Below are 19,100 nucleotides of genomic sequence, written 5' to 3'. Positions count from 1 at the left end.
GAAAGGCCCACCGATGACCGTCCAGCCCCAGCCCGCCATCACCGCCGACGACCTCGGCGAGGCCGTCGGCAAGATCGCCGCCTTCGCCGCCCTCTCCCTCCATGAGTCGTTCCCGCACCTGGACCTGGACGAGCTGGTTGAGACGTTCACCCGCGAGAGCGCCACCGACTTCCTCAGCCGCCGGTTCCTCGCCGGGCTCCACGGAGGTCAGAACCCCGGCGAGGCGGCCGGCGCGGCCGGAAGCGCCCTGATCCGGGCATGGGCCGACGCCCGCCTCACCGCCCGCGCCGAACTCGACCAGCAGGGCCCCACGCCCCGCGACTGGGAGGTCTACTACCGGGACGCCGACGGCAACCGGCAGATCTCCAAAGGCCACGCCAACCGGGCCGCCGCCGACGGCGAGGCGGCCCGCCAGCGGGCCAGCGGCGCCACCGGTGTGAAGGTCGTGCCCGCCTTCGCCACCCCGAGCGAGGCCCTCGGCTACCGCAACCGCCACGCGGCCCGCGCCACCGACGCCGACCTCGTCTGACCCATCCGACCACCGCTCGAACGGAGAGCCATGACCGCCCGACCCACCCCCGCCCAGAGGAGGGCCCTCGCCCTCATCGCGGGCGGCCGAGTCCGCCTCGTCCAGGTGGGGCTCGGCTCCTCCCGGATCGACAGCCCTGACGGGCACGTAGCCCGTTCCACCCTCGAAGTCCTCGTCCGCGAGGACTGGGTCCAGGCCACCGGCCCGACGTGCCAGCCCATCGGCCTCACGGCCACCGGCCAGTCGCTCCTGCCTGACCGCACCCACGACGCCGACCCGGACGGCCCCACCGGCGACCAGGTGCTCGCCGTCGCCCTGCGGGCCGCCATCCGCGCAGGCGACGTCGGGATCGTCCTGCACGCCGACCCCGACGAGGTCGAGATCACCGGCAACGACGACACCGTGCTCGTCAGTATCAAGGGCCGCCGCTTCACCGGCCCCGACGAGCTCGCCAGATTCCTCGGCGTCGAAACCGACGCCATCGACGACGCCCGCTGAACGGAAGGGAACCGACATGGCAGAGATCACGATCAGGCACACGCGGGCCGAGGGCACGCTGATCGTCGGCTCCGAGCCCGGCGACGGCATCCTGGAACTGCTGAACCCGTGGGGCTTCCGCTACGCCCGCACCGTCGGCCACATCTACCTGCGCGGCTCCCGGGACCGGGCGGCCGACATGCGCCGGATCCGAGGCGCCAAGGCTGCCCTGGAGGGCAAAAACCACACGGTCACCCTCTCCATCGACGAGACCGTACGGCGGACGTTCCAGGAAGCCGAGGAGGACAGCTACCAGCGGGCCGGCGAGCGCGCCGTACGGCTGGACGCGCGGGCCGAGCGTCTGCAGGAGTCCTCGGACGCGAAGTGGACGGAGGGGCGCCGGATCGCGGCGAGCTACCAGGGCGAGCCGGTGAAGGTCGATCACCACTCGGCCGGCAAGCACATGCGCGAGTTGGCCAGGGCGCGGAAGCTGTTCGGTCAGTCGGTGGTCGAGCAGCAGGAGGCGGACCGGTGCCGGGGCCTCGCGGACGCGGCGGCCACCTTCGAGGAGCACCGCAAGGACGTCGGGACGACGCTGCGCCGGTTGGACCGGCTGCGGGCCTACCGAGGCCGTATCGAGCGGCAGATGTCGGCCACCGTCCAGGCCGCCGTCACGCAGGCCGCCGCGGGGGAGCCCCTGGACCCCGAGGCGCTGTTCGACAACCTCGTCCGGCTGGACGCCGACCACTACGACCTGTGCGAGGAAATCGCCGCGTGGGCGGGTCACATCGAGCAGGCCGAGGCCGACGGCGCGAAGGTCTGGCGGCCCGAGGACTTCACGCCCGGTGACTACTGCCGGACCGGCGAGCGGTGGTACCTGGTCCTCCGGGTCAACGCCAAGACGCTGAGCGTCCCGAAGTCGGTGGACTTCCGGGCCCGGGTCTACAACCGGGACAACCAGCTCGGGACGAGGACGAGCACCCTCCCGTACGACAAGGTCACCGGCCGGATGAGCGGCGAGGAGATGGCCGCCCAGCTCCAGGCGGAGGCCGCCACCGCGTAGCGGGCGCAGGGGGCCCGCAGCGGCGGGCCCCTTGACCCACCCTTGACCAAATCAATCAGTGTAACGAGGTTATCCCGGCGGGTGGGGTCAATGTTGAAGGTGTCACCACTTCACCACCCATCCCGGAGGGACCGACATGGCCGCCACCATCACCACCTTCAAGCTCATCCCCGCCCACCTCGCCCAGCAGATCGCCGATCAGATCGACCAGCCCGGCACCACCCCGATGATCGAGGCCCGGATCTTCGGCCTCCTCGTCGACGCCGGATACACCCCGGAGGAGATCGGCCCGATGACCGGCGTCCACTGGGCCCGGGTCTTCAACCGGCTCGCACTGCGCAAGCTCATCAAGGACGCCCAGGGCATGGTCGACCGCGGGGCAATCTCCGGTGACAGCGGGTACTACATCGCCCAGCTCAGGCCGGAAGGCCAGGCCGGCATGCTCGCCCGTATCCGCAAGGGCGAATTCGCCACCGAGAACGACCTCCGGTGCGCCGCGCTCGACATCCAGGACACCGAAGAGGCCGCGATCCCCGCCTGATCTGACCCACCCACCCTCAGCGCCCCGCCCTCAGTGGCGGGGCGCCCCCAGTTCTGCCCGCACGCATGAAGGAGCATCCGATGCAGATCCCCAGCGACGTCCTCGCCGTCCTCGCCGACGACCGCACGATCATCAGCGGCAACCGCATCCAGATCCCGTTCCAGCTCGACGACGCCCTGTACAAGCGGGTGAACGTCATGCTCAAAGACGTCGGCGGCCGGTGGGACGGCCGCAAGGCGGTCCGAGCCCACGTCTTCCCCTTCCCGGTGGAGGAGTTCCTGCGGGCCTGCATCGCGGCCGGCGAGTGGCCCAGCAAGTTCGAACAGGGCTGGTACCCGACCCCGCCGAAGGTCGTGTTCGACATGCTGGAGCACGCCTCGATCCGGGTCGGTCACACCGTGCTGGAGCCCTCTGCCGGAACCGGCTCGCTCGCCAAGCGGGCAGCCGAGGAGATGGGCATCGTGGACTGCGTCGAGCTCGACGCCCGCCGAGCCCACGTCCTCCGAGAACTCGGCATCGCCCGCCAGGTCATCCAGGGTGACTTCCTCGACCTCGACCCGCTCGCCCTCGACGAGCCGTACGACCGCGTGCTGATGAACCCGCCGTTCTCCAACGCCATCGGCCACGTCATGCACGCCCTGGGCTTCCTCAAGGACGGCGGCACCCTCGTGGCCGTCATGCCCGAGTCGATCACCTGGCACACCGACCGGGCCGCGGTCGAGTTCCGCCAGTTGATCGCCGACAACGAGGGCGAGGTCACCCCGCTCCCCGAAGACGCCTTCAAACCTTCCGGGGCGTCCATCCGGACCGTCCTGCTGCGCCTGGACGCCGACCCCGACGGCACTCTCCCCACCCACGGATGGCACCAGCGCCAGCCGCTCCAGCTCGACCTGTTCGCCATGGCCTGACCTGCGGGTTTCCTGACCCTTTCTTGACCAAATCTATCGGCTCAACGAGGTTAACCAGGTGGGTTTGGTCAAGGAGGAAGGTGTAACCAACCACCCCAACCCCAGGGAGCCCGACATGGCCACCACCACCCTCACCGTCACCACCGGCCCCCTCGCAGTCGCCGCCAGCCTGACCGGCTACGGCCTGGTCGCCGGCGCCCGCGCGGACTTCATGCCCAACGGCCCGGAGCGCGAGTCGATGAGGGCCTGCGCCCGTCGGGCCCACGAACTGGCCCAGCAGATCGAGCGGGGCGAGGACATCCCGCGCTGGCGCTTCAACCACTTCGCCCGCCAGGTCGAGAACGAGATGACCCACGCGGGCCCGCGCCAGCTCCCGCCCCGCGCGGCCGAGTGGATCGCCGCCTTCGCCGCCTGACCACCCACGGCGCCCCGCCCGCCGGGCGGGGCGCCCCGCCACACCCACTCACCGAGAGGTACCCGTCATGACCAGCGCCACCCCGGACGTCACCCCGCGCGAACTCGCCAACGCCCTCACCCTCGTATCGCTCGTCCTTCGAGGCCGCGCCAAGGCGGGCGGAGATTCCACCGGCGAGGGCAGCGCCTACCTCGACCGCAGGGCCTGCCTCCAGGTGGCCGCGGACCTGCCGCCCATGCTCCCCTTCGACCGGAACGCCTGGGTGGCCGCATGGCAGGCCGCCCGCGAGGACGGCAGTCTTCCCTACCGCAAGGCCCTGTACCGCAAGCTCTGCCAGACGCTCGCCGACTCGCTCGACTACGACGGCGACCGCTGGGAAGGGCACTACGAGCCGGCCGAGTTCCGCAGGCTTGCCTCCCGGGTCCGCAGCATCGAGACGAAGGTCTGCCTCGGCGGCTCGCTCGGCCCCTTCGACGCCATGGTCGACCCGGCCGACCGGTGGAACGGCAGCGTCTCGCCCCGCTTCACCCTCGACACGGTCCGGGAACTGGCCGCCGAGATCCAGCGGCAGGCCGAGCATCCCGACTTCGTCGACGACACCGTGCACGTCATCGACCGAGGCCGAACGGACCGCGACGGCCGCCCGATGGTCGTCGTGCTCAAGGTCTCCTGGCAGCAGCTGGGCGACGACGGCCCCGACGAGTGCACCGACGTCATCGAGCCCGACGAAGAGGGCCGCTACGCCATCGCCGCCTGGGAATGGACGTGGAGCTACGCGTCCTGGTGGTGCACGTGCAGCGAGGGCCACGACTGGCACGTCCCCCAGTGCGAGGACTGCGGCATGACCCGCGACCAGTCGCTGGCGCTCAAGGAGGCCGCACCCCGCATCGGCCAGATCCTCCGCGCGCTCGCCCCGGAGGTGACCGCCGCTCTCTTCGAGACCGACGGCACCCCCCGCATCGTCGGCGTGTTCGCCGGCTACACCGAGCTGAACATCGGCGACGGCGGTCCGTTTGACAGCGAAACGCTCGGTGAGGCGGACGCGGCCCTGCATGCGGCGCTCGGCAGCGACCTGACCGCCAGCGGCCCGCACTGGCTCCGGTTCTCCTAACGATTCCTTGACCAAATTTGCCGGTATATCGAGGGTATCCCGGCGGGCGGGGTCAATGAATGAGGTGTCACCACTCACCACCCACCCCCAGGAGGGGTCATGGAGCACATCATCATCGCCACGGAGAACGCCCCGGCCCGAGACGGCATCTTCCTCGCCCGTGAGGACCTGGAACTCCTCGCCCCCTGGCTCCACGACGCCCTCGTCCCCCTGGCCAGGGAGGACGAGAACTCCGACGTGTGCCAGGCCCTCGCCAACCTCCTCAACCTCGCCCACCGCCACTACGGAACGCCCGCTTCCTCCCGCTCCACCTGTATCTGCTACGGGTGACCGCCCCGGGCGGGGGCGCGGACACACCCCCGCCCAATTCGACCAAATCCACCGGGATAACGAGGTTATCCCGACGAGTGGGGTCAATGATCGAGGACGACACACCCACCCACCCCGAAGGGACGGCGCGAATGCCCTACATCTCCTCCACCACCCGCACGATGGCCTCGGCCGCGGGAGGCGCCCAGACGTACGCCCGACGTCGGCGAGCGAAGGCGTACAAGCACGACGGCACCGAGCTGTCGGTCATGGACTGGTTCTGTGGGGCCGGCGGGTCCACCCAGGGCGCGGACGCCGTCCCGAACGTCACGGTCACTCGGGCCGCCAACCACTGGCGGCGGGCCATCGAGAGCCACGAGCGGAACTTCCCGGGCGTCGCCCACTACATCGGTGACATCCGCAAGGCCCCGGTCTGGGCCTGGCCGATCACGGACATCCACTGGGGCTCGCCCGAGTGCACCAAGTGGAGCATCGCCCAGGGGAAGAAGCGGGACTTCGCGAAGGCCGTGCAGGGCGACCTGCTCGACCTGTACGCGGAGCTGGAGGAGGAGAAGTTCCAGACGGAGGAGGAGCGCGACAGCGGCGGGCCCACCGAGGAGGAGCAGGCCAGCCGGGCCCTGATGGAGGAGATCCCGCTCTACCTGCGGGGCGTCATCGAGCGCGGGGGATTGGTCAAGGCGGGGGTCGTCGAGAACGTGGTCGACGTCCGCCAGTGGGCCGAGTGGGACCGCTGGGTGGCCGAGTTCCACAAGCTGGGCTACCGGACCAAGCTGGTCGCGCTGAACAGCATGCACGCGGACCCGCGCTCGGTACACCGGGCGCCGCAGTCCCGTGACCGCCTGTACTTCGTTTACTGGCACGCGAGCCTCGGCCGGAACCCGAACTTCGAGAAGTGGCTCGCCCCCTCCGCGTTCTGCACCGGCTGCGGCGAGATGGTCAAGGCGCGGCAGGTGTTCCGCAAGCCCGGCGTCGACATGGGCCGGTACAAGAGCCAGTACGACTACCGGTGCCCGAACACGAAGTGCGGCCACCGGATCGTGGAACCCGAGACGCTCCCCGCCGCGGCGGCCATCGACTGGTCCATCAAGGGTGGCCGAATCGGCGACCGCAAGACGCCACTGGCCGAGAAGACGATGCGGCGCATCCAGGCCGGGCTGGACAAGTTCGCCCGCCCGATGATGGTCCCCACCGGCGGCACCTGGCGGGACGCGGCCACCGACCTCCTCGACCCCATGCCGACCCGCACCACCCGCGAGAACGACGCGCTCGCAGTACCCCCGCTGCTCGTCCCCTGCGACGGCCGCGAGGGCAAAAACGCCCGCACGATCTACGGGCCGATGCAGACCCAGACCGCCAGGGCCGAAGCGGGCCTCGCGTGGCTGCCGTTCATCACCGAGATCCGGGGTGGATCCAGCGACGTCCGCGCGGTCACCGACCCGCTCGCCACGGTCTGCGCCAGTGGCAATCATCACGGCCTGGCCGCCGTGCCCGTGCAGGGCATGATGATGCGCAACAACGGCAGCCGAGGTGACGGCGGCGAGCACTGCACCGACCTGGCCGAGCCGATGCGGGCCCTCACCGCCACCGGCCACCAGTCCCTCGTGACCTGGGAACCGTTCCTGGCCCCGTACTACGGCAACGGGACGCCGCGCCCGGTCAGCGAGCCCGTCGGCGCCCTCACCACCCGCGACCGGTTCGCCATCGTCCAGGGCGACATCAACATCGAAGACGTCCTGTTCAGGATGCTTCAGCCTCACGAAATCCAGCGCGCGATGGCCTTCGCTGACGACTACGTGGTGTTGGGCAGCAAGAGGGACAGGGTTAGGCAGCTCGGCAACGCGGTCACCCCGAACGTCTCGGAGATCCTGATCTGCATGCTCGCCGAGTGCATCACCGGCGAGGAGATCAGCCGCTACGACCTGGCCGCCTGATTGACGACTCTTTGACCAAATCCCCCGGCGCAGAGAGGGTAAACCGGGGGGTTTGGTCAATGAATGAAGTACGACACACCACCACAAACCCCAGGGAGCACACGATGGCGATCCTCCTCATCAGCAACGCGAGCGGCACGGTCACCGCGACGGTCAACGTCAGTCCCGCGCCCGTCCTGCCCCCGGCGGGCCGGATGACCACCCCCCTCCCCACGCGGGACCTGGGCGAGTGCGAGGACTGCGGGTCGGAGCTGGCGGCGCTCACCAACAACAAGGGGGAGGTGCGGACGACGTTCTGCGAGTACTGCGAGTTCGGCTACTGAACCGGCCGGGCGGCTGGCCGGCCGCCCCCGGAGCGGGCAGCGCGACGGGCCCCAGCCCGGTGCGCGCCGCCCGCCCCGGAGCCGCCACCAGGCACTCCACCCACCCGAAAGGACCGACCGTGACCACCACCCCGCACGCCGCCAACCACGATCACCTCGCCGTCCAGACCGACTCCGTGACCGCCGCCCTCTCCCACGCCGCCGACGACGCCCTGCAGAACGCCACCCGCGCCCGCCAGGCCCTGCACCGCAACACCCTCGAATACGCCGCCCGCCTCATCCGCGACGTCCTGCCCGACGCGGCGGCCATCACCGCCGACACCAGCGACGGCGAGCTGTACGAGGTCCGCGACGGCAAGGGCAAGGCCCTCTGGCGCGCCCCGTTCACCCCGGCGAGCCCGCTGTGCGACAGCCTCGCCGACGACGTCACCGACCTCCTCAAGCACGCGTTCCTGTTCGGCGGGCTGGAAGAGGCCGGATGGGAGACGGCGGCCGAGGGCGAGCCGTACCGGTCGATCCCCCTCCCCACCGGCACCCAGCGCGGCACCGCGGCCACCGAGTTCCCCGCCAGCCGCGCGCACGGCTCGATCCGCGCCGAGTACACGCCCGGCGCCACCCCGGCCTTCGAGCTCGACGGCCTCGACGACGCGTGCATCCGGGAAACCCGCGACCGCATCCGCGCGGCCATTGTCAACAGCGACCTGGAGTGGGAGCCCGGCCACATGCGGGTCAGCGCCCACTGGACGGTCACCTCCGGCTACAGCGCCGACCTGACGCTCGCGGTCACCGCCCTCGCGGCGGCCGGCGCCATCGACCCGGCCGCGCTCAACGGGGTGGCCCTGATCGGCGAGCTGGGGCTCGACGGCCGGGTCCGCCCCATCCACGACGTCACTATGGCCGTGCGCATGGCCCAGGAAGCGGGCTACCTGAAGTTCATCGTGGCCGCCGACGACTTCGACAAGGTCAGCCGGAACGAGGACATCACCGCGGTCGGCGTCACCACCCTCGCGGCAGCGCTCGACTTCCTCGAGGAGATGCACGAGCCCACCACCCTCACGGCCTCGGCCCGGCCGAGCGGGACGCCGGGGGAGGACGCCGGGCCGTGCGCCCAGTGCGAGAAGCCGCTGATCTGGGACGGCACCGGCAACCGGCTGAACGACGAGTGGGGCGAGTACATCTGCACCGGCCCCAAGAGCAGCGGCAGCAACGTCCACGTCCTGGCCCAGTAGCAGCTGGTCGGCGGGCCGGGGAGCAGGGAGCGCTCACCGGCCCACCCCTCATCCTCCACCCGCCCGCCCGAGAAAGGACGCCACATGACCGCCTGGACGATCCGGCCCATCCGCCTCCGCGACGAACACCTTCCCCACGGCCTGGACAGCGGCAAGCCGACCTGCCGCCCGTGCGCCACCGCCTGGCCGTGCGAGCACGGGCGGGAGTACCTGACGGAAAGCCGCTGCACATGCGGCCAGGCCGTCTGGCGGGAGAAGCACGGCCCCCGCAACTGGCACGTCGGCCCCCGCTGCTACACCCCCGCCGACGTCACCCGGTGGCAGGCGGCCGAGCTCAAGGCCACGCGCCGCCCGCACTACCCGCCGAGCCACTTCTACCCGCCGAAGCCGTCCCGGCCGGTCCGCCAGCGCCCGCCCTACAAGCACAACCCGGCCGGGCCCGGCGACGTGAACCTCGGCACTTTCGTCTGGGTCCGCCCAGGTGCATTGGACCCCGGATGGGGCGACATCCACCGGCTGGCGATGGTCACCGCGGTCGGCCTCCCCAGGTGCGAGATCTGGCTGCACTGCGACGGCACCGTGCACCAGGCCCGCGCCGACCTGCTCATCCTCACGACGTCCCCGAGCCAGCAGGGCAAGCACGCGCCCGAGTGGACCAGGTGGACGGTCGCCGAGCACCTCGTCCACCAGGGCGCCGGGCGGCCCGCCCCGGCCGCCGAGGGCGACCAGCTCGACCTGTTCGCCACCGGCTCTGACCTGCGGGTTTCCTGACGATTCCTTGACCAAATCAACCGGGATAACGAGGTTGGCCAGGTGGGTTGGCGGAATGCTGAATGTAGATCAACCACCCACCCACCAGGGAGCGAGCGATGGACATCAGGACCCTCACCGAAGAAATCGAGCTGATCGCCGGCGCGGGCGACGCGGACGACGCGCTCGACCTGATGAGGCGCCTGGCCCGCAGCGGCCAGACCGAATGGGCCGTGGCTGTCCGCCGGACGGTCAGCGGCGGCAAGCTCGACGCCGAGGCGCTCGTGGAGACCGGCAAGACCCTCCACCGCCAGATGATCGAGCGCCACGAGCACAACCGCCGCGAGCTCGCGAAGGCCACCCGCGACCTGATCCGCCACGGCGGGGACAACCTCCTCACCCGGGCGGCGGGCGAGCTGGCCCGCTTCATCTGACGGCCGCCCAGCGGCCCGCGCCCTCCGGGGCGCGGGCCCCGGCAATGCCCTGACCTGGGCATACTTGCCGATTCATTGACCAAATCAATCGGTAAACCGAGGTTGCCCCGAGTCTCTTGGTCAATGATGAATGCACGACACACCACCCACCCACCACGGAGGACGCCATGACCGCCACCACCGCCAAGGCTGCCAAGAAGGCCACCACCAAGGCCCCCGCCACCAAGGGTGCGGCGAAGAAGTCGACCGCCCGCAAGGCCCCGGCCAAGAAGGCGGCCCCGGCCGAGATCAAGACGGCGTTCAAGCTCGTCCCGATCGACCGGATCGACCGCGACCCGAACCAGCCCCGCGAGGTCTTCGACGAGGAGAAGCTCCAGGAGCTCGCCGACAGCATCGCCGAGATCGGGGTCCAGCAGCCCATCGGCCTCCGCTACATCGCCAGCACCAAGCGGTACATGCTGATCGCCGGCGAGCGGCGCTGGCGGGCCTCCAAGCTGGCGGGCAAGGCCGACATCCCGGCGATGGTGACCCACGGCCTGGACGGCGGCTCGGAGACGCTGGAGGGCTTCGAGCGGTCGGTGGCGGAGAACCTCAGCCGCGAGAACATGACCCCGCTGGAGGAGGCGCGAGCCTTCCAGAAGCTGGTGGACTTCGGCCTGACCCCGGAGCAGGTGGCCAAGCGGGTCGGGAAGTCGTGGAACTTCGTGGATCTCCGGCTCTCCCTCCTCAAGCTCGTGCCCGCCGTGCAGGAGGCGCTGATGAAGGGTCACCTGCCGGTCGGCCTGGCCTGGTACGCCTCCCAGATCAGCCCGGCCAACCAGAACGCGTTCATCGCCCGCTGGACGCGCGGCCAGTTCAACAGCCCCAGGGAGGCCGAGATGTTCTGCACGAGGGTCCGCAACGAGGAGCAGGAGGCGGCCAGCCAGAGCGTCATGTTCGTCCTCGCCGAGGACGCTCCCGGCGCCGACAAGGCCGACGACAGCATGTTCCCCGAGCTGGCGGTGGACGTCGACAAGCGCGAGCAGATCGTGGCCGACCGGGCGAAGCTGGTCAGCAAGATCGGCAAGCTCGGTGACGCGGGCAAGATCCTCCAGGAGATCGCCGACATGGACCCGGACACGCTGGCGCTCCTCCTCTCCGGTGCGCACGGCGGCATCCCCGGCAACAAGATGCGGGTCGACCACCTGCGGCAGGTGGCCACCAAGGCCGCGTCCAACCTGGCCAAGGCCGCCACCGCGGCCACCGTCCTGGCGGGAGCGCTCAGGGTCGCCCCGGAGGCCGAGGCCACCACCATCACCGAGACCATCGCCTCCTAGTCCAGGAGGCGCAGGGGCCCCGCGCACGGCGGGGCCCCTTGGCCAAATCCACCGGGACAATGAGGGTAAACCCGGTGGCTTGGTGAAGGATGAAAGAGTACAACCCATCACAGAAAGGCACCGAAGTGCTCGATGTAAGCCAGATCGACCTCACTGCGCCCGAACCGCCGGTCGAACAGCGGCAGGTGACCCAGCTGCTGGAGCTGGCCACCACCCGCTACCAGAACTGGCGGCCGGACAGCGGCTACCTGCCGGTGGGCATCACGGTCGGACGGCCCCGCTTCGTCCGCTACAGCTTCGAGACCATCCCGGCGCTCGCCCCGTACGAGCTGATGCGCGGCCCACTGGCCGGTGTGAACAACATCGAGATCGAGCGGAAGGTCTACTACGCGCGGCTCCGGACGTACGAGAGCGAGATCCTCGCCGCGCTCCAGGAGCTGGCGGCCCGCTACCCCGGCACCCCGGCCTGCCTGATGTGCTTCGAGGACGTCAACGGTAAGGACGGCCCGGACGGCTGCCACCGCCGCTGGTACGCCCAGTGGGCGGAAGCGCGGTACGGCTGGGACATCCCGGAACTCCCCAACCCGGCAGGTGTGGCACCGAGTCAGCCCCGCAAGGCCCGGCCGCCGGCTCCGCCCACCCTGTGGTGACGGGTTGAACGCCGGTGGCCGGGAAGGGACAGCTTCCCGGCCACCGGCCTGCCGCCCCTCGTCCGGCCGTACGCGTCCGACGGACAAACCAGGGCAACTGCTAGCCTTCTGCCCGGCGTCACGGCCACCACCCGCGAGCAGCTCGATTGGATGGAGCACCGTCTCTCGAAGGCGGAGGTTGGAGGTTCGAGTCCTCCCTCGCGGTCCGCACCGGCCCCGCTCGGCTCTCCGAGCGGGGCCGACGTCGTCTGATCTACCCTGTGCCCCGCGCTGCTGGTTGTGGGCCGAGCGAACCGCTGACCCCCTGGGATCCCCATGCCAGCTGGATTCGCTGCCCCCGGCGTCCTCTTCGCCGGGAACTCCTCAGCCCCCGACCGGGCCTTCTACCGGCAGGTGTTCAACAAGCTCCCCCGCGACCGTTATACGCGTTACGTCGAAGTGGGGGTGGGCTCGTTCGCCGCGGCGCTCGTCGCCGCCAACGCGGGCATCCCGCCCTCGTGCATGGAGACGTCCGACGTCACCCTCTACACCGGCATCGTCGGCACCTACGTGTCGGGCGGCGACCTGGCCAGCCTGGGCATGACGCTCGACGGGGAGCCGGTGGACATCCCCGACCTGCCGCCGCACGAGCAGGCCGCCCACCTCCTGTACGTGCACTGGCTGGCCCGCATGCAGGCCAAGCCCGAGGTCGACTACTGGACCAACCTCGTCACCGACATGATCGAGCGGGAGGACGAGCACAAGCAGCGGCTGGCCAACTCGCTGCGGCAGATCGGCGAGCGGCTCCCCGGCGTGAAGTTCACACCGAAGTGCATGTGGGACCACATCGCCGAGGCCGAAGACGACCCCTCGGCGATCATCATCGCCGCGCCGCCCACGTACAAGGCCGGCTTCGAGAAGTTCTTCGACACCGGCGGCCGGATCGCATGGGACGAGCCGCCGTACAGCGTCTTCGACCCGGACGTCGACATGAAGCGGCTCGCCGACCACATGGAAGGCAAGGCCGCGCTGCTGATGTTTCTGCAGGAGGAGCGCACCGGCGTAGCCGCCCACCCCACCCCGGTGTTCGCCCACCCCCTCGGCGACGTCGCCCGCGCCTACGTCATCAGCAACCGACCCGAGGAGATCTTCGAGCTCACAGGCGGGCCCAAGGTCGCCCTGGGCATGTCCCGGTCCACCGGCCCCACCTCCCTACCGATCATCCCCCCGGACCACCAGGTCACCGATGGGTCCCGCGTAGAGGTCATCCCCGCCAAGGGCACGGAGGTCGACTACTACCGCGACCTGTGGATGCACCGCCTGGCCGCCGCGCCCGGCTCGTACAACATGCTCGTCACCGTCGACGGCTACGTGGCCGGCGTCATCGGCTACGGCGCCGAGACCATGACCCGCCCGTACCCCGGCGCCACGAAGTACACGACGCACCTGCTGATGAGGTTCGCGTTCGGCGCCCCCCACTACGAGCTGCGCCTCACCCGCCTGGCGACGATGCTCGCGCTGCGCCGCGACACCGCGAAGCTCGTGTTCACCGGCGCCTCGGAGATCCTCCTCGCCGCGTCGAACGGCCTCGTCACCGTCGAGTACACCCGGCACCCCGAAGCCAAGGGCCTGCGCGGCCTCATGCAGCTCGAATCCCGGGCCAAGCACCCGGACGGCTACAAGCTGTCGTACCGCGCCGACTGGGTCCTGGACGACATCCCGACCACCCTCACCACGTTCCTCGCGAAGGAGAAGGCATGGCGCGCAAGCCGCAGCAAGGCGAAGCAGAAGTGATCACCCCGGCCCCCCAGGACCAGGAGCCGGAGCCCGCACCGGACCCGGGCCCGACAGGCATGTCCTGGGACACCAGCAACCCGCCGCAGGACGTCATGCAGATCGGCGAGGACCTGTTCATCCGGTGGGTCGACGTCGCCTCGCTGCGCGAGCAGGACATCAACGCCCAGGTCATGCAGCCCCGCCATTTCGAGCGGCTCACCGGCAACATCCGCAAGCGCGGCATGGTCGAGTCCCTGCCCTACTGCCACCAGCCCGGCGGCACCGGCCCGATCGAGGTCATCAGCGGCCACCACCGTTCCCGGGCGGCACGGGCCGCGGGTCTCGCACGGATCCCGGCCATCATCGACACCCGCACGATGCGCCGCTCCGAGGTCATTGCGAAGCAGATCGCCCACAACGAACTCCACGGCGACCCCGACAAGGACGTCCTCGCGCAGCTCGTCTCGATGATCGACAACGTGGACGACCTGATTGCCACTGGCCTCGACGAGAACCAGCTCCCCACGGTCGAGCCCGACGACACGAAGCTGGCCATCCCGCACGGAGAGTTCGACTGGCGGGCCGCGACGCTCATGTTCCTCCCGCACCAGATGGAGGACTTCAAGGAGGCCGTCACCGCCATCGCGAACGGCACGGACCTCGTCGGCGTAGCCCCCGTGGAGATGTTCGAGGAGTTCGCCGCCGCGGTGTATGCCTTCGGCCGCTGCAAGGACGTCCGGAACTTCACCACGATGATCGCCATGCTCACGGACCTCGCCCGCCGGGAGGTCGAGGAGCACGCCAAGCAGGCCGCCGAGCAGGACGAGCCGGCCACCGCCTGACCCCTCCCTGTCCCACCGCGCCCGCGAAGCCCCTGCACGCGGTTTCGCGGGCCCCTTCTCACCCCCAGGAACCGGTGAGCACTATGAGCGACCGCATCACCCTCGACCCCGCGCTGGACCCCTGGGAGCGGCAGCCCGGCGAGACACCGAAGAAGTATGGCCAGTTCCTCACGTTCCGCGATCAAGGTGTTGCACGCTCGCTGAGCACCGTTGCAGAGGCGTTGAAGTTCACGCCCCGTAGCGCTCAGGTCATCGCCACCCGCTTCCGCTGGCAGGAACGCGCCGCCGCATGGGACGCCCACCTGTCCCGCCAGTACGCCGCCGAGATGGAAGAGGAGCGGCGACGGGCGGCCCGCGAGGACGTCAAGATCATGCGGATCATGACCGGCATGATCGGCCAGGCCCTGCCCCGCGTGCAGCAGCTCGCCCCGGACATGACGCTCGCCGAGTTCACCCGCTTCGTGGACACGACGATGAAGTGGCGGCGCACGCTCCTCGGCGACCCGACCGCCACGATCGCGGTCACCGGCCCCGGCGGCGATCCCCTCTCGGTGCAGATCGAGGAATTCGCGGCCCTGCCCCCGGAGCAGCGGCGCGTACGCCTCGCCGAGCTCGCGGCCACTGTCGCCCGCCGCGCGCAGGCCACCGACGACAGTGACGACGAGGACGACGGCGAGGAGACGTACCCGCTCGACGACGAGGACCAGGAGGACGAGCCCGCCCCGGCCGGCGACGAGCACGACGGTGACGAGTGACGGTGACGCCTGCCTTCGGAGAGCTGGGCCACCTCGACGACACGGAGGTGTTCCGGCGGCTCCAGGCTGCCAAGCTCGCGGCGGCCCGGGACCTGCTGCGCGATCCGGCGACGCTCGCGCGGGGCCTGGATCCCGGCTACCGGATGCGCCCGCACCTGAAGGTCATCAGCGACGCGCTCGTGGGCCTGGAGCGCGGCGAGTACGACCGGCTGCTGGTGATCACCCCGGCGCAGGTCGGCAAGTCCACCACCGTGGCGGAGTGGTTCCCGTTCTGGTGGCTGTGCCTGCACGGCGAGGACCGTGTGGCGGTCACCTCGTACTCCGACGACCTGGCACTCAGGCGCGGCAAGGCGATCCGGCAGTACATCGGCGACTACGGCGGCGAGTACGGGCTGTCACTGCTGCCCGGGTCGGAGGCGGCGCAGGACTACGACACGAACCAGGGCGGCGGCGTCCGCTCCGTGAGCCTCGGAGCCGGTCTGACCGGCTTCTCCGTGAACCTGCTCGTGGTCGATGACCCGCACAAGGACCGTGCCGAGGCCGAGTCGAAGAAGATGCGCGAACGCGTCCACGACTGGTGGTCGTCGGCCGCCCTGAAACGTCTCCAGCCGGACCGCAACGCCGTGGTGGCGATCCAGACGAGATGGCATCCCGATGATTTCGCGGGCCGCCGGCTGGAGGAGGACGGGCGACTCGAGGACGGTGGCCGCTGGAAGGTCGTCCACCTCCCGGCCATCGCCAACCCCAGCAAGTTCGGGCCCGACCCGCTCGGCCGGCGGGACGGCGACCCGCTGCCGCACCCGAAGATCCCGACGAGGAACCGGCGCAAGCTGATCGCCTGGTGGGACGACGTCAAGAAGACGTCGACCGTGCGGGACTGGCACGCCCTGTCGCAGGGCGACCCGCAGCCGTCCGAGGGTGCGCTCGTCTCCCGCGACCTGCTGCGCTCGATCCGCGACGGCATCACCGTGGTGGAGCCGCAGAAGATCGCCGTCTCCATCGACCCCAGCGGCGGCGGCCGGGACACCGCGGGCGTCATCGGCGGGTTCCTCGGCGCGGACAACCGGGTCTGGATCACCCACGACCGCACGAAGGCCATGTCGTCGGCGGAGTGGTCCCGCACCGCGTGCCTGCTCGCCCACGAGACGAACGCGGGCGTGATCTATGTCGAGTGGAACTTCGGCCGCGACATGTGCACGCTCGCGATCGGCACGGCGTGGGAGGCACTGCAGAACGAGGGCGCCATCCCGAAGGGCAAGCTGATGCCCGGCATCGACGCGGTCAGCGCCAAGCAAGGCAAGCTCTTGAGGGCCGAGCCGATCGCCCAGCAGATGGTCGAGGACAGGGTCCGGCTGCGCGGCGCGTTCGTCGACCTGGAGAACGAATGGGCGACCTGGCAGCCCACCGACGCCGACTCGCCGGGCCGTATCGACGCCTCCTGTGTCCTCGTGTACGGCCTGATCCCCGAGGCCAACCAGGGCGCCATCGTCCACGCCCCGCTCCCGACGGCGCCTCAGCCGGGCCAGTTCGGGCGGGGTGGGCTGGCGAGCGGCGCGGCGGCACCATACGGGCGGAGGATCGGAAAGTGATCGGGGCGTCAGGAGGGCAGCACGCTGCGCGGGATGAACATCGTTCCCTGGTCGGCGTGTTGGTCGTTGCCCGCCGGCCCGTAGAACAGCATCTCCACGCCGTCCTTGGTCTCGACCTGAACGGTCTGGATGGGGGAGGTGGCCGCGGCATCCAGCATGGCGTCGAGCAGAGCGGCGTGCAGCGCGTCATCGTCCATGCGCTGACGATATACGGGCGGACGTCGCTCACCACGCCTCGCTGCCAGGGCGCCGCAGCCCGGACAGTATGGGCGCGGCGGGCTGGCAAGCGGCGCGGCAGCACCGTACGGCAGGAGGATCGGTAAGTGGGCGCGAACAGCAGCCTCGACGAGGCATGGGCGGCGGTCATGGGGTGTCTGGACCAGGTGGAGGCCACGGCCCGCAGGGTCGGCTACGACCGCGTCGAGGCGGTCGCCGCCTTGTGGGGCACGAAGTACCTCCTCCTCACTCGCGACGACAGCAGCGCCGACCCGAAGGTGACGACCGAGCTCGACGCCGATCTGGCCGACCACATCGCTCTGCATGAGCCGGCCCGGGTCATCGCGCAGACAGCGTTCATGCGGGACGTCGCCCTAGCACCGCACCGCCCCGTCGACGGCGGATGCCCGATGGACGGGGACGACTGCCCGGTCATCCACGCCTTCCTCGCCCTGTAGCGCAAATGACGGACACAAGTGGGCAGAGCCCGCTACAGTGAAGATCAGACGCCGGGTGTCCCGGCAACCTCTACGCTGCTGGCTGTGGGCCGAGCGGGAGACGACTCCTCGGAGCTGTCGTGCCCCTCGATGTCCCCCTGCACGAATCCCACCGCGCCTACATTCGAGCCGTCGCCGCAGCGCTAACCCAGGCGGGCATCTCCGTCGCCGACGTTGACTTCCTCGAAGACGTCTGGGACGACGGAGAGCCCATCCGCTGCGCGCACATCCACCTCGCCCGCCTCGCCACGATGCAGGTCTACGGCGTCCGCAAAGTCTGGATGTCGTGGACCGAGGAACGCGGCTGGAACTTCCACGTCGCCGCGCCCGACAGCATCGTCACGGGCCTGACGCACCCGCTGTGCAACCAGGTGCTCCCGGCCCCGGCCGAGCTGCTCGCCGTCGTCCAGGCCGCGCTCACCGAGCAGCCCGAGCCGACCGGCCGGCCCCACCCGGCCTACCGTTTCTACGGCGACCACGACGAGGCCCTGGAAGCACAGCTCGACGCCCACACGATGAGGATCACGATGGAGGGCAACCTGCACGTATCGGAGCCCGAAGCTGCCATGGCTTGGGTGCCCGGCAAGGTGCTCGCGGTCGAAGCGGTCATGCCAGACGGCAAGGTCCACGGCAAGTGGACGATGAAGCTGCCGGACACCCCAGCGGCCGTGCTGGAATTCTTCGAGCGCCAGATGATGGAAGTGATCCGCCGCGAATACCCCGGCGCTGCTGAGTACCGGACGGCGGGGTGGAAGGACGCCCAGGTCGAGGTGTACGGGGACGAGATTGCGTGCCCCGACCTTGCCGACCGCGAGCAGCCGTAGTGAACCGGCTGGGTCGGCGGCCTACAGCTTGCCGACCCAGCCGTCCACGGGCGGGCGCTCCCCGGCCTCGTGGGCGTAGCTGATGACGTCGCCGACCCGCTCGGCGTCCTCGTCCCGGCCCTGCTGCTCCAGGTCGTAGGTGAGCACGCCGAGGGCGGGGATGGTGTCCTCGGTGATCTCGCCGGTGGCGTATAGGCGGCTGATGGCGCCTCCATCACGGTGCTCGCGGAGGATCTCGCGGACCTGGGCGTCGTTCACAGCGGTCATGCGGTCAGCGTAGGGAAGGCCAGGACGCGCGGCGGGGGATTCGGTCAGACTGGTTTGCGTGAAGATGCCCCGAGTTGAGTGCGAGTTCTGCCGACGGCACATCGCGGCCGGGATAGTGGCTGGGCGGCCCACCAAGGGCCGTCTGTGGCGGCATGACCCGACCGAGCGGCCCGAGATATTCGGTGATGCCCTCGTGTCCTGCGCGGGCTCCCTGGCGATCGTGGACCTGCCCCGTCCCGGCGAGCAGCTCGAAATGTTCCTCGTCGAAACCGAGCAGGCCGCCGACGTCGAGGAAATGGCCCTGTTCTGAGCGTCCGGTCCCCGGCAGTGCTCCCTCCCGCCGGGGAC

24 protein-coding genes and 1 tRNA gene are annotated in these 19,100 nt (G+C 70.3%); 23 read left to right on the top strand and 2 right to left on the bottom strand.

Going from position 1 to position 19,100, the window contains the following annotated elements; all coding sequences use genetic code 11:
* The first annotated feature begins 13 nt into the window (after window positions 1–13).
* The 20 genes from ACH5AC_RS25225 to ACH5AC_RS25130 all read left to right on the top strand — a co-directional run bounded on the left by ACH5AC_RS25225 (window position 14) and on the right by ACH5AC_RS25130 (window position 16,948).
* A complete protein-coding gene (locus ACH5AC_RS25225; RefSeq protein ID WP_398864421.1) occupies window positions 14–529 on the top strand; it encodes a hypothetical protein in 516 nt (171 codons plus the stop codon).
* Window positions 530–559: 30 nt separating this feature from the next.
* Window positions 560–1,027 carry a hypothetical protein gene (locus tag ACH5AC_RS25220; RefSeq protein ID WP_398864420.1) on the top strand — a complete coding sequence of 156 codons (468 nt, stop codon included), beginning with the start codon at window positions 560–562 and terminating at the stop codon, window positions 1,025–1,027.
* A gap of 16 nt (window positions 1,028–1,043) precedes the next feature.
* Window positions 1,044–2,069: a DUF3560 domain-containing protein gene (locus ACH5AC_RS25215; RefSeq protein ID WP_398864419.1), complete on the top strand. Its 1,026-nt coding sequence runs from the start codon at window positions 1,044–1,046 to the stop codon at window positions 2,067–2,069.
* Window positions 2,070–2,205: 136 nt separating this feature from the next.
* Window positions 2,206–2,610, top strand: a complete 405-nt coding sequence (locus tag ACH5AC_RS25210) for a hypothetical protein (protein WP_398864418.1) — start codon at window positions 2,206–2,208, stop codon at window positions 2,608–2,610.
* Between the two features lie 80 nt (window positions 2,611–2,690).
* Window positions 2,691–3,518, top strand: a complete 828-nt coding sequence (locus tag ACH5AC_RS25205) for a class I SAM-dependent methyltransferase (protein ID WP_398864416.1) — start codon at window positions 2,691–2,693, stop codon at window positions 3,516–3,518.
* A 115-nt stretch (window positions 3,519–3,633) separates the two neighbouring features.
* Window positions 3,634–3,933, top strand: coding sequence for a hypothetical protein (locus ACH5AC_RS25200; RefSeq protein ID WP_398864415.1), 300 nt, complete (start codon window positions 3,634–3,636; stop codon window positions 3,931–3,933).
* 67 nt (window positions 3,934–4,000) lie between these two features.
* On the top strand, window positions 4,001–5,044 hold the full coding sequence (locus ACH5AC_RS25195) for a hypothetical protein (RefSeq protein WP_398864414.1): 1,044 nt from the start codon (window positions 4,001–4,003) through the stop codon (window positions 5,042–5,044).
* A 99-nt stretch (window positions 5,045–5,143) separates the two neighbouring features.
* Window positions 5,144–5,374: a hypothetical protein gene (locus ACH5AC_RS25190; protein WP_398864412.1), complete on the top strand. Its 231-nt coding sequence runs from the start codon at window positions 5,144–5,146 to the stop codon at window positions 5,372–5,374.
* A gap of 131 nt (window positions 5,375–5,505) precedes the next feature.
* Entirely contained in the window at window positions 5,506–7,305 is a 1,800-nt protein-coding gene (locus ACH5AC_RS25185) for a DNA cytosine methyltransferase (protein WP_398864410.1), read from the top strand.
* 104 nt (window positions 7,306–7,409) lie between these two features.
* Window positions 7,410–7,628 carry a hypothetical protein gene (locus tag ACH5AC_RS25180; RefSeq protein WP_398864409.1) on the top strand — a complete coding sequence of 73 codons (219 nt, stop codon included), beginning with the start codon at window positions 7,410–7,412 and terminating at the stop codon, window positions 7,626–7,628.
* Window positions 7,629–7,747: 119 nt separating this feature from the next.
* On the top strand, window positions 7,748–8,857 hold the full coding sequence (locus ACH5AC_RS25175) for a magnesium chelatase domain-containing protein (RefSeq protein ID WP_398864407.1): 1,110 nt from the start codon (window positions 7,748–7,750) through the stop codon (window positions 8,855–8,857).
* A gap of 84 nt (window positions 8,858–8,941) precedes the next feature.
* Window positions 8,942–9,628, top strand: coding sequence for a hypothetical protein (locus ACH5AC_RS25170; RefSeq protein ID WP_398864406.1), 687 nt, complete (start codon window positions 8,942–8,944; stop codon window positions 9,626–9,628).
* 98 nt (window positions 9,629–9,726) lie between these two features.
* On the top strand, window positions 9,727–10,041 hold the full coding sequence (locus ACH5AC_RS25165; protein WP_398864404.1) for a hypothetical protein: 315 nt from the start codon (window positions 9,727–9,729) through the stop codon (window positions 10,039–10,041).
* Between the two features lie 167 nt (window positions 10,042–10,208).
* A complete protein-coding gene (locus tag ACH5AC_RS25160) occupies window positions 10,209–11,357 on the top strand; it encodes a ParB/RepB/Spo0J family partition protein (RefSeq protein ID WP_398864403.1) in 1,149 nt (382 codons plus the stop codon).
* A gap of 125 nt (window positions 11,358–11,482) precedes the next feature.
* The gene (locus tag ACH5AC_RS25155) at window positions 11,483–12,007 is read left to right on the top strand and encodes a hypothetical protein (RefSeq protein WP_398864402.1); all 525 of its coding nucleotides are present in this window, start codon (window positions 11,483–11,485) and stop codon (window positions 12,005–12,007) included.
* A gap of 131 nt (window positions 12,008–12,138) precedes the next feature.
* Window positions 12,139–12,212: transfer RNA gene (locus ACH5AC_RS25150), tRNA-Arg, on the top strand.
* A 110-nt stretch (window positions 12,213–12,322) separates the two neighbouring features.
* The gene (locus ACH5AC_RS25145; protein WP_398864400.1) at window positions 12,323–13,780 is read left to right on the top strand and encodes a hypothetical protein; all 1,458 of its coding nucleotides are present in this window, start codon (window positions 12,323–12,325) and stop codon (window positions 13,778–13,780) included.
* Complete coding sequence (locus tag ACH5AC_RS25140; RefSeq protein WP_398864398.1) at window positions 13,744–14,604, top strand: ParB N-terminal domain-containing protein; 861 nt, start codon at window positions 13,744–13,746, stop codon at window positions 14,602–14,604. Before ACH5AC_RS25145 ends, ACH5AC_RS25140 begins: the two co-directional genes overlap by 37 nt.
* Window positions 14,605–14,687: 83 nt before the next feature.
* Window positions 14,688–15,359 (top strand): hypothetical protein, encoded by a 672-nt coding sequence (locus ACH5AC_RS25135; protein ID WP_398864396.1) that lies wholly within the window; start codon window positions 14,688–14,690, stop codon window positions 15,357–15,359.
* A gap of 2 nt (window positions 15,360–15,361) precedes the next feature.
* Window positions 15,362–16,948: a hypothetical protein gene (locus ACH5AC_RS25130; protein ID WP_398864395.1), complete on the top strand. Its 1,587-nt coding sequence runs from the start codon at window positions 15,362–15,364 to the stop codon at window positions 16,946–16,948.
* 8 nt (window positions 16,949–16,956) lie between these two features.
* On the opposite strand, the gene ACH5AC_RS25125 is transcribed toward ACH5AC_RS25130, so the two are convergent.
* Window positions 16,957–17,145: a hypothetical protein gene (locus tag ACH5AC_RS25125; RefSeq protein WP_398864394.1), complete on the bottom strand. Its 189-nt coding sequence runs from the start codon at window positions 17,143–17,145 to the stop codon at window positions 16,957–16,959.
* 126 nt (window positions 17,146–17,271) lie between these two features.
* Between ACH5AC_RS25125 and ACH5AC_RS25120 the strand changes: the two genes are divergently transcribed.
* Window positions 17,272–17,622: a hypothetical protein gene (locus ACH5AC_RS25120; RefSeq protein WP_398864392.1), complete on the top strand. Its 351-nt coding sequence runs from the start codon at window positions 17,272–17,274 to the stop codon at window positions 17,620–17,622.
* Window positions 17,623–17,741: 119 nt separating this feature from the next.
* Window positions 17,742–18,485: a DUF6292 family protein gene (locus tag ACH5AC_RS25115; protein WP_398864390.1), complete on the top strand. Its 744-nt coding sequence runs from the start codon at window positions 17,742–17,744 to the stop codon at window positions 18,483–18,485.
* A gap of 21 nt (window positions 18,486–18,506) precedes the next feature.
* On the opposite strand, the gene ACH5AC_RS25110 is transcribed toward ACH5AC_RS25115, so the two are convergent.
* Window positions 18,507–18,752: a hypothetical protein gene (locus tag ACH5AC_RS25110; protein ID WP_398864388.1), complete on the bottom strand. Its 246-nt coding sequence runs from the start codon at window positions 18,750–18,752 to the stop codon at window positions 18,507–18,509.
* Window positions 18,753–18,810: 58 nt separating this feature from the next.
* Between ACH5AC_RS25110 and ACH5AC_RS25105 the strand changes: the two genes are divergently transcribed.
* Window positions 18,811–19,062 carry a hypothetical protein gene (locus tag ACH5AC_RS25105; protein ID WP_398864386.1) on the top strand — a complete coding sequence of 84 codons (252 nt, stop codon included), beginning with the start codon at window positions 18,811–18,813 and terminating at the stop codon, window positions 19,060–19,062.
* Window positions 19,063–19,100: the final 38 nt, after the last annotated feature.

Origin of the sequence: Streptomyces sp. NPDC018693 (assembly GCF_044391385.1) — a bacterium.
Classification (GTDB): domain Bacteria; phylum Actinomycetota; class Actinomycetes; order Streptomycetales; family Streptomycetaceae; genus Streptomyces.
This window is presented reverse-complemented; position numbering and strand designations above follow the sequence as displayed.

Bases quoted from the DNA above. Each gene is read 5' to 3' on its own strand.
- ACH5AC_RS25225 (WP_398864421.1), top strand. From the start codon at position 14: ATGACCGTCCAGCCCCAGCCCGCCATCACCGCCGACGACCTCGGCGAG.
- ACH5AC_RS25220 (WP_398864420.1), top strand. From the start codon at position 560: ATGACCGCCCGACCCACCCCCGCCCAGAGGAGGGCCCTCGCCCTCATC.
- ACH5AC_RS25215 (WP_398864419.1), top strand. From the start codon at position 1,044: ATGGCAGAGATCACGATCAGGCACACGCGGGCCGAGGGCACGCTGATC.
- ACH5AC_RS25210 (WP_398864418.1), top strand. From the start codon at position 2,206: ATGGCCGCCACCATCACCACCTTCAAGCTCATCCCCGCCCACCTCGCC.
- ACH5AC_RS25205 (WP_398864416.1), top strand. From the start codon at position 2,691: ATGCAGATCCCCAGCGACGTCCTCGCCGTCCTCGCCGACGACCGCACG.
- ACH5AC_RS25200 (WP_398864415.1), top strand. From the start codon at position 3,634: ATGGCCACCACCACCCTCACCGTCACCACCGGCCCCCTCGCAGTCGCC.
- ACH5AC_RS25195 (WP_398864414.1), top strand. From the start codon at position 4,001: ATGACCAGCGCCACCCCGGACGTCACCCCGCGCGAACTCGCCAACGCC.
- ACH5AC_RS25190 (WP_398864412.1), top strand. From the start codon at position 5,144: ATGGAGCACATCATCATCGCCACGGAGAACGCCCCGGCCCGAGACGGC.
- ACH5AC_RS25185 (WP_398864410.1), top strand. From the start codon at position 5,506: ATGCCCTACATCTCCTCCACCACCCGCACGATGGCCTCGGCCGCGGGA.
- ACH5AC_RS25180 (WP_398864409.1), top strand. From the start codon at position 7,410: ATGGCGATCCTCCTCATCAGCAACGCGAGCGGCACGGTCACCGCGACG.
- ACH5AC_RS25170 (WP_398864406.1), top strand. From the start codon at position 8,942: ATGACCGCCTGGACGATCCGGCCCATCCGCCTCCGCGACGAACACCTT.
- ACH5AC_RS25165 (WP_398864404.1), top strand. From the start codon at position 9,727: ATGGACATCAGGACCCTCACCGAAGAAATCGAGCTGATCGCCGGCGCG.
- ACH5AC_RS25160 (WP_398864403.1), top strand. From the start codon at position 10,209: ATGACCGCCACCACCGCCAAGGCTGCCAAGAAGGCCACCACCAAGGCC.
- ACH5AC_RS25145 (WP_398864400.1), top strand. From the start codon at position 12,323: ATGCCAGCTGGATTCGCTGCCCCCGGCGTCCTCTTCGCCGGGAACTCC.
- ACH5AC_RS25140 (WP_398864398.1), top strand. From the start codon at position 13,744: ATGGCGCGCAAGCCGCAGCAAGGCGAAGCAGAAGTGATCACCCCGGCC.
- ACH5AC_RS25135 (WP_398864396.1), top strand. From the start codon at position 14,688: ATGAGCGACCGCATCACCCTCGACCCCGCGCTGGACCCCTGGGAGCGG.
- ACH5AC_RS25125 (WP_398864394.1), bottom strand. From the start codon at position 17,145: ATGGACGATGACGCGCTGCACGCCGCTCTGCTCGACGCCATGCTGGAT.
- ACH5AC_RS25110 (WP_398864388.1), bottom strand. From the start codon at position 18,752: ATGACCGCTGTGAACGACGCCCAGGTCCGCGAGATCCTCCGCGAGCAC.